The organism is Nonomuraea pusilla (assembly GCF_900109355.1).
Taxonomy (GTDB): domain Bacteria; phylum Actinomycetota; class Actinomycetes; order Streptosporangiales; family Streptosporangiaceae; genus Nonomuraea; species Nonomuraea pusilla.
On the sequence record NZ_FOBF01000010.1, the window covers coordinates 264,775 to 277,940 of the forward strand.

Here is a 13,166-nt window from a genome sequence, read left to right on the forward strand (position 1 = left end):
GCACACCCGGCGGAGGTGTTCTATCAGGCCAGGCCCAGGGCCCCCGCGGCGGCGTGCACGTCGATCGGGATGACGACCGGCGCCGGGGCGCCCGAGATGGCCCAGTCGGGGTCCTTCAGCCCGTTTCCCGTGACGGTGCACACGATGCGCTGCCCCGGCTCGACCAGGCCCTGCGCGTGCGCCTGCAGCAGGCCCGCCACGCTGGACGCCGAGGCGAGCTCCACGAAGACGCCCTCCTCCTGCGCCAGCAGCTTGTACGCCGCCGCGATCTGCCTGTCGGTGACCGCCTGGATCACGCCGCCCGACTCGTCGCGCGCCGCGGTGGCGAGGTCCCAGGACGCCGGGTTGCCGATGCGGATGGCGGTGGCGATCGTGTGCGGGCGGGCGACGGGCGCGCCGTTGACGATGGGCGCCGCGCCGCTCGCCTGGAAGCCGAACATGCGCGGCCGCCTGGTCGCCAGGCCGTCGTCGGCGTACTCCTTGTAGCCCATCCAGTACGCGGAGATGTTGCCGGCGTTGCCCACCGGGATGCAGTGGATGTCGGGGGCGTCGCCCAGGGTGTCGACGATCTCGAACGCGGCCGTCTTCTGGCCCTGGAGCCTGAACGGGTTGACCGAGTTGACGAGCGCGATCGGGTAGCTGGACGACAGCTTGCGCGTCATGTCGAGGCAGTCGTCGAAGGAGCCCTCGACCTGCAGCAGCGTCGCCCCGTGGACGAGCGCCTGGGCCAGCTTGCCCATGGCGATCTTGCCGCGCGGGACGAGGACGGCACAGGTCAGGCCCGCGCGGACCGCGTACGCGGCGGCCGAGGCCGAGGTGTTGCCGGTGGAGGCGCAGATGACCGCTTTTGCCCCCTCTTCCACGGCCTTGCTGATGGCCATGGTCATCCCGCGGTCCTTGAAGCTGCCCGTCGGGTTGGCGCCCTCGACCTTCAGGTAGACGTCGCATCCGGTCAGCGCCGAGACGCGGTGGGCGGGCAGCAGCGGCGTGCCGCCCTCCAGCAGCGTGACGACGGGCGTCTTCGTGGTGACCGGAAGGCGCTCTCGGTACTCCTCGATGAGGCCACGCCACGACCTGCTCATGATGACTCCCCTACCTGCGGTGTTGGGCACTGAGTGTACGGGGTGCGGGCGACAGGGGCGGAGTCGTGTCCACCCGTTGAACAGTCATTAGATAGAACGACTATTCAGGAAATTCTCGGCCTGTCCCGATAAGGTCGCTCGCCAGGGGGGTCAACCACGATGGACGCGCGTCCTGCTCTGAGGCAGAACGACTATTCACCGGTCACACCGCCGGAACTCGGCGCCTGGTCGCCCGCCCTGCCCGTGAGCGTCGTGATACCGGCGCACGGCGGGCGGCACCTGGAGCTGACACTCGCCGCGCTGGCGGCCCAGACGTACCCGGCGCACCTCATGGAGGTGCTCGTCGTGGACGACGGCAGCGAGCCGCCGATCACGCTGCCGGAGCTCAGGCCCTTACGCACGCGGCTGATCAGGGTGGAGACCGGCTGGGGCATCTCGAACGCCGTCAACACCGGCGCGAACGCCGCCGACGGCGAGATCGTCCAGCGGCTCGACGCCGACATGGTGCCCTGCCGCGAGCACATCGAGGCGCTGGCCCGCTGGCACCACGTCACCGACTACCTCGTCACCATCGGGATGAAGAAGTTCGTCGAGCCGCCGGAGGTGACGGCGCGGCAGGTCTCCCTGGCACGGCACCTGGGAGAGCTGTTCGACCTCGACGCGGCCGTGCCGAGCTCCACCGAGGCGACCATCGCCAGGACCGACGGGCTGCGCGCCAGCCGCAACCCGTACCACGTGTGCACCGGCCCCACCTTCGCCCTTCGCAGGGACGTCTTCCACGCGGCCGGCGGCCTCGACCCGAACGTGCTCCGCGGCGAGGACACCGAGTTCGCCTACCGGCTCGCCATGCACGGCGTCGTGTTCGTGCCCGACCCGGCCGCTCAGGCCGTGCACCTCGGCCTGCCCGCGCAGCACCTCGACAGGGAGCGGGCGGTGCGGGCGGTTGAGCCGTACCTGGCGCACCGCGTCCCGCTGCGCAGGGACCTGCGCAAGGAGCGCGGGCGGCGGTGGCTGGTGCCGTACGTGGAGATCGTCCTGGACGTCGCGGGCGCGACGCAGGAGCAGGTGCGCGCGGCCGTGTCCGCCGCGCTCGACGGCTCGCTGCAGGACGTCGCGGTGACCCTGGTCGGGCCGTGGTCGCGGCTGGGCGACGGGCGCCGCTCGGTGCTCGGCGACCCGGCGTTCGAGCTGCGGTTCATGCGCGACCTGTTCGCGCACGACGAACGCGTCCGCCTCATCGACGAGGAGGCGCCCACCCCGGCGCCCGCGCCGTTCCGCTACCGCGGTCCCGTGGACGTGCCGCTGCACCGGGTCACGCTGGAGCGGATGATCGAGACGGTGCAGAAGGACCTGACGGGCGTCCTCGTCGTGGACCTGCCCGGCGCGGGCGCCGAACCCAGGACGGCCAGGCTGGAGCGGACGTCCGCGCTCGGCAGGGCCGTCCTGCTCGCCGGGGCGGGCGGCGACCTGGACGCCGTCATCGAGACCACGCACGGCATCCGCCGCGAATCCCCCGAGCACTACTGGCCCCCCGCGCCCGCGCCCGCCTCCTCCAAACCCGCCGCGTCGCCTGCGCCCGCCGCATCCCCCGGGCCGGCGCAGGCCAGCGGAGGCAGGCCAGGGAGCGCCACGGCCGCCACGCCCGCCCAGCCAGGCGGACCGACGGTTCCGGACGGCAGAGCCGCCGCCGCGCCGGCGACGGGCACGGGCGCGAGGACGCCCGAGCGCACCCTGCTGCGCCGCCTCAAGTCCGCCCTCCGCCCTGACTGAGGCGACCGGGGACCCGCCGAGCGCCGCGCGGAGCCGTCCCGCGCCGCACCGCGGTCAGGTGCGCAGGCGCTTGGCGAGGGCGCGTTTCATGGTCGTGGAGACCAGGGCGCGCAGGCTCCGCTGGGCGCGGTTGGCGGCGGCGAGCTGGCGGCGCAGCGTCCCGACCTCCCTGCGCAGCTCCACCGCCGTCCTGCGCCAGCGGCCCGCCTCGTCCTTCCACTTGGCCACCTGCGCCCGCAGGCGTTCGGCCTCCTTGGCGAGCCTGGCCGCCTCCGCCTGCGCCTCCTGGCGCCCCCGGTACGCCCCCCTGCGCCCGAGCGGGGGCGGCCCGGCCTCGGTGGTGAAGCCGTAGCTCTCGCCCTCGACCCAGACGACGCCCGACACCGCGTCCACGACGTCGTCGAGGTCCTCGCCGGGCTCGGCGAGGATCCTGGCCCTCGCGAAGGCCGACACGCGTTCCAGCCGGGCGGCGGCGACGCCCTCGCCGGTCTCGTCCAGCAGCACGTTCACCAGGCCGAGCCCCTCGTCGCGGGCCAGGTCGAGCAGGCGGGCCACGGTGTCCTCGCCGGGGACCCAGCCGGGCGGCAGCCGCAGCACGTACGGCACCGAGGGGTCGACGTCCTCGGCCGCCGACAGCCGCACGCGGCCCTCGTGCTCGTAGTGGCCCTGGACCAGCACGAGGTCGAGCGCGGGGTCCTTGAGCGGGGCGCGGCGGTCGCGCTCCAGGGTGTCCCAGGGGCCGACCAGCAGCACGGACAGGTCGGCGACGGTGCAGGCGAGCAGCGCGTCCACGGCCGCGCGGACCGGCTCGTACCCGGCGGCGCCGTCGAGCACGGCGGTGACGTACGGGACCTTCCACTGCCTGCCGGGGTGCCCGCGCAGCCACCGGTACGTGGGGATGCGGTCGGCGACGAACGCGTGGCTCACCCGGTCGATGGGCCCCTGGTCGCGCATCCGCATGGTGGGACCGAGGTGGTAGGCGCGGGCGGAAGGCTCCGGCACGAACACGGCGCCCGCCTGCGCGAGGCGGTAGCCCATCTCGGTGTCCTGGCCGAGGACGAGGTCGTCGTCCATGGGCCCGGCGGCGGCGAGCAGCGCGGCGTTGACCGAGGTGGCGCCGCCGACGTGCAGGCTGAAGGGGCGCTTCGGGTTGTCGGTGAGGCCGCCGGTGCGTTCGACGAGCTCGACGATCCAGGCGTGCGGCTTGGCCGGCTCGAAGTGCCGCTCCAGGTCGGCGGGCAGCTCGGCGGGCGGCTCCACCTCGGTGAACCTGATGTAGCCGGTGACGACGAGGTACGGCGCGGCGTGGTGCCAGCGCATGTGGGCCTCGATCGCGCCGGGCGTGAGCAGCACGTCGGAGTCGAGCCAGTGGACGACGTCGCCGGTGGCCTCGGCGAGCCCGGCGTTGCGCGCGGCGGCCCGGCCGGGGCGCGGGCAGACGACCAGGCGGGTGCGCGCGGGGCGCGTCGCGGGCAGCCGCAGCGGCGGCTCGCTGCCGTTGTCGACGACGATGACCTCGGTCAGCTCGGCCGGGTAGGTCTGCCTGGCGAGGGCGGCCAGCACGAGGTCGAGCTCGTGCTGCCCGCCGTACGCGGGGACGACCACGCTGACGGTGAGCCGCGGGGTGAACCGCTCCTCGGGCCGCAGGACCCGGTAGTCGTTGCCGCGGACCCTCATGCCGCTTCCATCAGCAGGCTGGGGCGGAAGCCGCGCCACTGGCTGGTGGCGACCTTGACGAAGTGGGCCAGCGGGAGCTGCCAGGTGTGGCCGGCGCTGGGCCCCCGGCGCACGACGAAGCCGAGGCCGTGGGTGCGGTACGTGCGCGCGCCGGCCTGCTCGGCGGCCTTGAGGAACTCCTGGTCCACGGCGCGCGGCAGGGCGGGGAACCCGCCGAGCTCGTGGAAGCGCTCCCGCGGGACGAGGATGGTGCCGCCCGCGACGTGGTGGGAGTAGACCTCGCTCGGGTACGAGGCGCCGCTCGCGAACGTGGTGCGCCTGATCGTCGCCTTGAGCGGCTCCAGGTAGAGGAACTCGGCGGTGGTGCCGACGATGTCGGCCTCGGCGTACGTCAGGGCCATGACCAGGTCGGACAGGTAGTCGGGGCCGTACCAGTCGTCGTCGTCCCACTTGGCCACGTAGTCGCCGGAGGCGAGGGAGGCGGCCTGGTTGAGCACCTCGCCGAAGGGCACGGACGCGGCGGCCTCCACCCACCTCACGGGCAGCGAGCAGGCGCCGACGCGCTCGCGTACCTGCTCGAAGGGCACGCCGTGCAGCCCGAGCAGCACCTCGGCCTCGACGCCGCGCTGGCGTTCCATCTGCGCGAGCGCCGCGCCGACCAGGTGGGGCCGCATGGTGGACATCACCACGCTGACGGCGGGAGCGGCGAGCGTGGCGGGCCGCCAGCGCAGGCGGCGCAGCCGCACGCTGTGCTCCTCGCGCCGCAGGTCGGCCACGCAGCGGGCGGTGCCGTCGGGGGTGTGGCCGAGCCAGGCGTGGTCGGTGAGGAGCTCGGCGAGCCCGGCGGGCACCCAGGTGGGCGCGTCCTCGGCCGTGAGGGGGACGCCTGCGGCGGCCAGGTCGAGCAGGGGCTCCAGCGGCGCTCTGGCGCGCGGCCACTCGATCTCCAGGCCGCGCAGCGGGCGCAGCGCCGCGACGTCGGCGGGCTCTCCGGCGAACGGCCGCCCGTCGGCCTCCCAGCCGTTCCCGCCCCAGGAGAGCCTGGCGATCCCCTTGGACGGCGTACGCGCGAAGCCGCAAGGAGTGACGGACATGGACGGTGCTCCTCGGACCCGGTGACACTGTGCGGCGCCTACCATACGCCGTTTTTACCGTCTGTTACCCGCCAGGTGACCCACCTGGGTTCATCAGGGGAGATTCCCAGAATCCATCCAGGAACGTGTGGCAGGGTGGTCACACCTGCTTCTCGAGGTGGGTTTCATCCGATTGATGCAAGACCGCCTTTGACGCAAGACCAGTCGTGACGACGAACGGCATGCGCCGATGCTTCCGCCCCGCCGGCTGGCAGCGACCGCCGTGCTCCTCGGAGCACCGACCGTCGCGGTGCTCGCACTCCTCGTACTCGCCGGCCTGCTCGTGCCGGACGCGGCGGCCGCGGCCGCGGGCAAGGCCGGCGGGGACGCCGGCCCGCCGGCGGGAGAAGGCGGAGGCGTGGCGGCGCGAGGCGGTGCGCCCGGCGCGGGCCCGCGACCGCACGGTCGTCAGACGCGCCGTGCGCCGCGTCCGCGCCCTCGTCTTCCCCCAGGACCGCTGACCGCGGGCGGCGTCGCGGTCAGTCGTCGCCCTCCACGCGCATGACGCTCGCCACCGCGCGGACGATGTCCAGCTCGCGCAGGCTCTCCATGGTGGCGGTGAGCGCGGCGTCGGTGGCCCGGTGGGTGACGATGACGAGCTGCGCGTCGTCGCCGTGCCCCTCCTGGCGCACCGTCTGGATCGACACGTCGTGCTTGGCGAACAGGTCCGCGACCGTGGCCAGGACGCCCGGCTTGTCGGCGACGTCGAGCGCGACGTGGCAGCGGGTGACGGTCTCCCCCATCGGGTGGGCGGACAGGTCGGCGTAGGTGGACTCGGCGGGCCCCCGGGTGCCGGCGATGCGGTTGCGGGCCACGGCCACGATGTCGCCGAGCACGGCCGAGGCGGTGGGGGCGCCGCCCGCGCCCTTGCCGTAGAACATGAGCTGCCCGGCCGACTCGGCCTCGACGAACACCGCGTTGTACGCCTCGCGCACGCCGGCGAGCGGGTGCGTCCTCGGGATCATCGCCGGGTGGACGCGGACGCCGAACGAGCGGCCGTCGTCGGAGCGGGCGCAGATCGCCAGCAGCTTGATGACGTACCCCATCGCCTTGGCCGACGCGACGTCGGTGGCGGTGATCTCGGTGATGCCCTCGCGGTGGACGTCGGCGGCGGTGACGCGGCTGTGGAAGGCGAGGCTCGCCAGGATCGCGGCCTTGGCGGCGGCGTCGAAGCCCTCGACGTCGGCCGTGGGGTCGGCCTCGGCGTAGCCGAGGGTCTGGGCCTCCTCCAGGGCGTCGGTGAACGACGCGCCCGTGGTGTCCATCTTGTCGAGGATGTAGTTGGTGGTGCCGTTGACGATGCCGAGCACCCGTTTGACGTGGTCGCCGGCGAGCGACTCGCGCAGGGGGCGAAGGAGCGGGATCGCGCCGGCCACGCTGGCCTCGAAGTACAGGTCGCCGTTGCCGGCGCGGGCCGCCTCGTACAGGGTGGCGCCGTCCTCGGCGAGCAGCGCCTTGTTGGCGGTGACGACCGACTTGCCGTTGTTCAGCGCGGAGACGATGAGCGTGCGCGCCGGCTCGATGCCGCCGATGACCTCGACGACGATGTCGATGTCGTCGCGGGCGACCAGCGTCTCGGCGTCGGTGGTGAGCAGGTCGGGGGCGACCTCGACGTCGCGCTTGCGCCCGAGCCGCCGCACCGCGACGCCCGCCAGCTCCAGCGGGGCGCCGATGCGGGCGGCGAGGTCGGCGGCCTGCTCGTCGAGCAGGCGGATGACCTGGGAGCCGACGACGCCGCATCCCAGGAGAGCCACTTTCAGGGGTTTCACAGCTGCCCTCTCAACAGGTCGTCCTCGGTCTCGCCCCGCACGATGACGCGTGAGGCCCCGCCGGAGACGGCCACCACGGCGGGCTTGGGGAGGTAGTTGTAGTTGCTCGCCAGCGAGCGGCAGTAGGCGCCGGTCGCGGCGACGGCGATCAGGTCGCCAGGTGCCAGGTCGGAGGGCAGGTAGCAGTCGCGGACGATGATGTCGCCGCTCTCGCAGTGCTTTCCGACGACGCGGCACAGCATCGGCTCGGCGTCGCTCTCCCTGCTGGCCAGGACGACGGTGTACTCGGCGCCGTACAGGGCGGTGCGGACGTTGTCGCTCATGCCGCCGTCGATGCTGACGTACGTGCGCAGCCCTTCGACGTCCTTGACGGTGCCGACCTCGTACAGGGTGACGCCGCCGGGGCCGACGATGGTGCGGCCCGGCTCGATGGTGAGGCGCGGCACGGGCAGCCCCGCGTCGGAGCAGACCTTGGTGACAATCTCGCGCAGGCCGTCGGCCAGCTCCTTGATGTCGGGCGCCTCGTCGCCCTCGACGTAGGCGATGCCGTAGCCGCCGCCGAGGTCGAGCTCGGGCAGGACGACGCCGTGCTCGTCCTTGATCTGGACGAGCAGCGTGGCCAGGCGACGCGCGGCCACCTCGAACCCGGCGGTGTCGACGATCTGGGAGCCGATGTGGGAGTGCAGGCCGACGAGGTCGAGCTGCGGGAGCGCGAGCACGCGGCGGACGGCCTCGGCGGCGGCGCCGGTGTTCAGCGACAGGCCGAACTTCTGGTCGTCGTGCGCGGTGGCGATGAACTCGTGCGTGTGGGCCTCGACGCCCGTGGTCACGCGGATCATGACCTTGGGCCGCTTGCCGAGCTCGCCCGCGAGGTGGCCGAGCCTGGCGATCTCCTCGTACGAGTCGATCACGATGTGGCCGACGCCCGCCTCCAGCGCGCGGGTGAGCTCGGCGGCCGACTTGTTGTTGCCGTGCATGGTGACGCGCTCGGGCGGGAAGCCGACGCTGAGCGCGACGGCGAGCTCGCCGCCGCTCGCCACGTCGAGGCCGAGGCCCTCGCGGGCCAGCCAGCGCACGACCTCCTTGCACAGGAACGCCTTGCCCGCGTAGTGGACCTCGGAGCCGGAGAAGGCGGTGGCGTAGTCGCGCATGCGCGAGCGGACGTCGTCCTCGTCGAGGACGTACAGGGGCGTGCCGTGCTCGCGGGCGAGGTCGCGGACGTCCACGCCGCCCACCGTGAGCGCGCCATCGGTGCGGCCCGACGTTCGCGGCCAGATCGCGGGGTTGATCCGGTTGAGGTCGGCGGGCGCCCGCGGGGGGCGCTCCTGGGGCAGCATCTCGGCGTGCCTGTCCCCTGCGGGATGGACGAATCGGCTCACCCGATCGAGGCTATCGGAAGCGCCACTCCACCATGACCCGCTGCTCACGTATCGAGACGCGATCACGCCTCCGGAGCGATATTTTTACGCTTTATCGCCACTTGGCCGGATATTTTGTACGAAGTCACAATCGGTCGGGGCCGGGCAGCACCGCCGCGACCGCCGCCGCCAGCCTCACCCGCGCCGTGTGCACGGCAACGGGCGGCTCGTCCCCCTTCGGCACGGCCGGGGCCTGCTCATGCGCGTCGTGGTAGGCCAGCGCCAGCCGCACCAGGTACGACTCCCACCCCGGATCCCTGCTCCCCGCCCGCCCCGGAAGCTCCGCCAGCAGGCGCAGCACCCGCCGGTCACGCGGGTCGTCCAGCAGCTCGGGACGGAACCCCGTCTCAGGCACGCCCAGCTCCCGTGCCCAGCGCAGCACCGCGCAGGCGCGGGCGTGGCCGTAGCGGACCACGAAACCCGGGTTGTCCCAGGTGCGGGGGGCGTCGGGCCAGGCGGGCACGGGAACGCGCGGCGGCTCCAGCCACTCCAGCAGCTCCCCCGGCGCGGACACGGTGATGCGCAGCAGCCCGTCGCGCCGCACCTCCACGGCGCGCACGCCGGGCAGCGCCCGCACGCGCCCCGCCAGCTCGTCCGGCGGGACGCCGCGCCGCGGCGCCGCCGCCGAGACGTACACGGCCTCCGACTCCCACCCGCCCTCGGGCGCGGGCGGCTCCCCCAGCACCTCGGCCAGCTTCCCCGGCGTCATGCGCAGGAAGCCTAACGGGGCCCGGCGGTCAGATGAGGGCGTGCGGCTCGGCCGAGCCGTACTCGACCAGGTGGGCGGCGCCCAGCAGCCAGCGGTCCTCGTCGCGCACCCGCACGTAGCCGAACCTGTCGGCGGAGAACACCTTGACCCCGTCGGCCCGGCACTGGCGCATGAGCACCTCGTCCCAGTCCTCGGTCAGGTCGGGGAAGCCGATCTCGCGCAGCGTGTTGCGCCTGGCCAGCAGCGTCCCGCCGGTGATCTCCGGCAGGTGGGCGTACTCGGCCTCCGGCTGCTTGAGCAGCGTGGCCTGCGGCTTGCGCAGGTGGGCGAAGAAGGCGGCCTTGCCCACGATGTCGGCCGTCGTGAACTGGAACGCCCGCCGCAGGTCGGCCAGGTAGTGGGAGCCGTACACGTCGCGGGGGTCCATGACGGCCACGAGGTCGGCCTCGCACAGGTCGAGCGCGCGGTTGAGCATCGCGCCCTCCGTCATGCCCGGGTGGGGACGCCGGTGGATCACCTCGACGTCGCGCAGGACGTCGCGGGCGCGCAGCTCGGCCTCCGGCGGGCCGATGACGATCGCCTGGACGACCCCCGACTGCCTGGCGACCTGCGCCAGGGCGTGCTCGGTGAGGGAAGCGTCGGTGATCGGCAGCAGCACGGACACGTTCAGCGTCGCCCGCGCGCTCGGCAGGCCCACGGCCTCCAGCAGCTCGTCCACGCGCTCGGTCATCGTGCCCATGTCGTACGCGCGGCGCAGCGCGACGTGCGCGCGCCTCGGGTCGGGGTCGGCGCCGATCGGCGTGCCGCAGGCCGCGATCTCGGCCAGCCGCCAGGCCGGCGTGCCCGGCGGGCAGTTCACGGCCGCCGGCCACCGGTAGGAGGTGAGCACGTCCGGGTACGCCAGCTGGCCCGGCAGGAGCTGGTCGAGCGTGAGCACTCGGTCGATGCGCCCGCCCGCGAGCGGCAGCGGGTTGTGCACGCGCGGCTGCACCCCGAACGTCAGCCGGGGCCAGCCCGCGGCCTGCTCGCTGGTGAAACGGTGCTCGAACAGCTCGGCCGCCGCGGCGTAGTCGGCCACGTCGCCGCGCGTGTGCCAGAAGACCGTGCGGATGCCGCGCTCGGCGCACCAGGCCAGCAGCGCCCTCAGCCCCTCGCCGGGCTCGCCCCTGATCTCGTCGGCCCACGGCCCCTGCGTCACCGACTCGACGACGAGCAGGTGGGGCACCTCCGCCGGGAGCACGCGGGCGAAGTCGCGCGGCGTGAAACCGGTGGTCTGCCGCCACTCGTAGCGCAGCAGCGCCTCGACGTGCGGGTCGGCGACCACGGCGGCGGTGATGTGCGGGCGGGTGTTCGGGCCCGTCGGCACGCGGAACGGCTTGAGCTTGAACGAGGCGCCGCCGAGCGTCCTGGTGGACGTCGTCGCCTGGAACGAGGCGCCCGGCCGCTCGTCCTTGGAGGCGGACACCGCGACGGGCCTGCGCTTGGGCGCCGTGGGCCGCTTGACCGGCCTGGCGGCCACCCTGATGCCCTTGGCCAGGGCCATCGGGTTCTTCTTGCCGCTCTTGATGGCGTCGCCGAGCCTGGTCCAGCGGGCGACCTTCATCGACGACAGCTTCCAGTTGGCCACCTCGGCCTGGTAGCGCTGCTCGGCCAGCTCCTTGCGCAGCTTGGCCGCCGCGGCCCGCTCGGCCTCCAGCAGCTCCTCCACCTCGGCCACGCGCTCGGCCAGCGCCTTCGCCTCGGCGGCGTGCCGCTCGGCCTCGGCCAGCCTGGCCTGGGCGGCGTCCAGCAGCCTGGCCAGCTCTGCCGCGCGCCCTGCCTGCTCGACCGCATCTCGCAACGCCCTGCGCGTGCTTTCCAGCTCGGTGGACAACTGGACCTCCGCTCTCTCAGCCCGGCAAAGGATACTCTTTTGCGGGAAGCGTCTCGAAGGGATGAGATCCGGTGCAGTTCAACGTGCGACCCTACATCTGCGGCGCTCTCGGCCGGATCGACCCGGAAACGCTGGGCGCCCTGGCATCCGCCGGTCCCCGCGTGCGGCCGGCGCTGCAGACCGCCGAGGCCGCGCTCTTCAGCTCCGCGCCGCTGCCGCCGTACCACCGCGCGGAGGGCTCGTTCGCGTTCTCGTGGGGCGAGCGCAGGCCGGCCGGGCCCGGCGACTGGATCACGGTGGCGGAGACGTACGAGACGCCGGGACTGATCGGCGACGGCGACCGGGTGACGCTCCACGCGGGCGGCCTCGGCCTGGTCGACCTCTACTACGTGCGGCTGGGCGAGGCGGTGTACTTCTCCTCGCTCATCCGGCCGCTGCTCGGCCTCGTGCCCGTCGAGATCGACTGGGCGGCCTGGGCCTCGATCGTCCAGGTGACGTTCCCGCTGGGCGACGCGACGCCGTACCAGGGGATCAAGCGACTGCCCGGGTCGAGCGCGCTGGTGTTCGCCCAGGGGCGGCTGGCGACCGAGCGCAGGCTGCCGCGCTGGCTGCGCACCGAGCCGTTCGAGACGTGGATCGGGGCGGGCGAGATCCTGGAGATCCTGCACGAGGTCTACAAGGACTACGACGGCCGCAGGCTGCTGGTGCCGGTCAGCGGCGGGTACGACTCCCGGCTGCTGGCGAGCGTGGCGGTGGCCAGGGGCGCCGACGTGGAGTCGTGGACGACGAGCCCCGACGACGGCACCGACACCGACATCGCGTTCGCCAAGGCCATCACCGGGGAGCTGGGCATCCCGCACCGGGTCGTCACGCAGGACGCGGCCGACTACCCGGCCGACGCCCAGGAGGTGGCGCGCAGGCTGGAGTACCTGACGCCGCACCACGCCTGGTACGCGCCCTTCGCCAAGGAGGTGCACGGCGCGGGCAGGACGCTCGTCGACGGGCTGGCGGGCGGCCCGCTGCTGAAGAACTTCATGGTGAGCGGCGCCGCGCTGGAGGCCAGGACGCAGGCGGAGCGGTCGGCGGCGGTGCTGGGCTCGCTGTCGCTGGGGGCGCCCTCGATGCCGTTCCTGTCGAAGGCGGCGGCCAAGTGGATGGAGGAGACCGTGCGCGAGCAGTTCGCGGCGGCCACCTCGATGCTGCACGGCCACCGGGCCGAGCTGCCGCTGTCGGTGCTGCACACGAGGACCGTGCGCGGCATCGCCCGCTCGGCGGTGAACCTGGTGGGCCCGGAGGCGTCGTTCGCGGCGCCGTTCATCCACCCCGACTTCTTCGACGCGGCGCTGTCGGTGGGCGTGGCGAGGAAGGACAAGGGCCGCTTCTACCGGGAGGTGCTGCACGCGGCGAACCCGCGCGTTGCCGCGCTGCCGTCGACGAACGTGGTCAAGCAGCCGCTGCGGCGGGTGCCGCTGCGGTCGGCGGCGGCCCCGGCCCGCGCGTACGCGCACCGCATGCTCGACGTGGTGGCGACGCGGCTGCCGGGGATGCTGTCGGAGGAGCTGCACGAGGTGGTCGCGGGCGGGCCCGACGCGCTGACCCGCTTCAACGGCTGGAACGACCGGTTCTGGGTGCGCGGACTCGTCCTGTTCGGGCTCTGGCTGAGCGACTTCGAGAACGACCTCGCAGACGTCGCGCCGCCTTTTTAGTGAACTGTGGGTAACAGAGCGGTTACATA

The 13,166-nt window shown here is 73.5% G+C and carries 9 protein-coding genes; 2 read left to right on the forward strand and 7 right to left on the reverse strand.

The window, feature by feature from the left end:
• Positions 1-23 precede the first annotated feature (23 nt).
• Positions 24-1,082 (reverse strand): threonine synthase, encoded by a 1,059-nt coding sequence (gene thrC / locus BMX74_RS22455; RefSeq protein WP_055506955.1) that lies wholly within the window; start codon positions 1,080-1,082, stop codon positions 24-26.
• A 159-nt stretch (positions 1,083-1,241) separates the two neighbouring features.
• Here thrC and BMX74_RS22460 point away from each other — a divergent pair, with 159 nt between their 5' ends.
• Complete coding sequence (locus tag BMX74_RS22460; RefSeq protein ID WP_091102513.1) at positions 1,242-2,852, forward strand: glycosyltransferase family 2 protein; 1,611 nt, start codon at positions 1,242-1,244, stop codon at positions 2,850-2,852.
• Positions 2,853-2,906: 54 nt separating this feature from the next.
• Here the strand turns inward: BMX74_RS22460 and BMX74_RS22465 are convergent, their stop codons facing one another.
• The 6 genes from BMX74_RS22465 to BMX74_RS22495 all read right to left on the reverse strand — a co-directional run bounded on the left by BMX74_RS22465 (position 2,907) and on the right by BMX74_RS22495 (position 11,431).
• Positions 2,907-4,529 carry a glycosyltransferase family 2 protein gene (locus BMX74_RS22465; RefSeq protein ID WP_091102516.1) on the reverse strand — a complete coding sequence of 541 codons (1,623 nt, stop codon included), beginning with the start codon at positions 4,527-4,529 and terminating at the stop codon, positions 2,907-2,909.
• A complete protein-coding gene (locus tag BMX74_RS22470; RefSeq protein WP_091102518.1) occupies positions 4,526-5,623 on the reverse strand; it encodes a glycosyltransferase family 2 protein in 1,098 nt (365 codons plus the stop codon). Before BMX74_RS22470 ends, BMX74_RS22465 begins: the two co-directional genes overlap by 4 nt.
• Before the next feature lie 518 nt (positions 5,624-6,141).
• Complete coding sequence (locus BMX74_RS22480) at positions 6,142-7,416, reverse strand: homoserine dehydrogenase (protein ID WP_082535435.1); 1,275 nt, start codon at positions 7,414-7,416, stop codon at positions 6,142-6,144.
• Between the two features lie 11 nt (positions 7,417-7,427).
• Complete coding sequence (gene lysA / locus BMX74_RS22485; protein WP_055506950.1) at positions 7,428-8,810, reverse strand: diaminopimelate decarboxylase; 1,383 nt, start codon at positions 8,808-8,810, stop codon at positions 7,428-7,430.
• Positions 8,811-8,934: 124 nt separating this feature from the next.
• The gene (locus BMX74_RS22490; protein WP_091102523.1) at positions 8,935-9,558 is read right to left on the reverse strand and encodes a DALR anticodon-binding domain-containing protein; all 624 of its coding nucleotides are present in this window, start codon (positions 9,556-9,558) and stop codon (positions 8,935-8,937) included.
• A gap of 28 nt (positions 9,559-9,586) precedes the next feature.
• The gene (locus BMX74_RS22495; RefSeq protein ID WP_177227470.1) at positions 9,587-11,431 is read right to left on the reverse strand and encodes a hypothetical protein; all 1,845 of its coding nucleotides are present in this window, start codon (positions 11,429-11,431) and stop codon (positions 9,587-9,589) included.
• 71 nt (positions 11,432-11,502) lie between these two features.
• Here BMX74_RS22495 and BMX74_RS22500 point away from each other — a divergent pair, with 71 nt between their 5' ends.
• Complete coding sequence (locus tag BMX74_RS22500; protein ID WP_091102525.1) at positions 11,503-13,137, forward strand: asparagine synthetase B family protein; 1,635 nt, start codon at positions 11,503-11,505, stop codon at positions 13,135-13,137.
• The last annotated feature ends 29 nt before the right edge of the window (positions 13,138-13,166 follow it).

What these genes read in the sequence shown, in the direction of transcription:
- BMX74_RS22490 (WP_091102523.1), bottom strand. Translation starts at nt 9,558, where the DNA reads ATGACGCCGGGGAAGCTGGCCGAGGTGCTGGGGGAGCCGCCCGCGCCC.
- BMX74_RS22465 (WP_091102516.1), bottom strand. Translation starts at nt 4,529, where the DNA reads ATGAGGGTCCGCGGCAACGACTACCGGGTCCTGCGGCCCGAGGAGCGG.
- BMX74_RS22470 (WP_091102518.1), bottom strand. Translation starts at nt 5,623, where the DNA reads ATGTCCGTCACTCCTTGCGGCTTCGCGCGTACGCCGTCCAAGGGGATC.
- thrC (WP_055506955.1), bottom strand. Translation starts at nt 1,082, where the DNA reads ATGAGCAGGTCGTGGCGTGGCCTCATCGAGGAGTACCGAGAGCGCCTT.
- BMX74_RS22460 (WP_091102513.1), top strand. Translation starts at nt 1,242, where the DNA reads ATGGACGCGCGTCCTGCTCTGAGGCAGAACGACTATTCACCGGTCACA.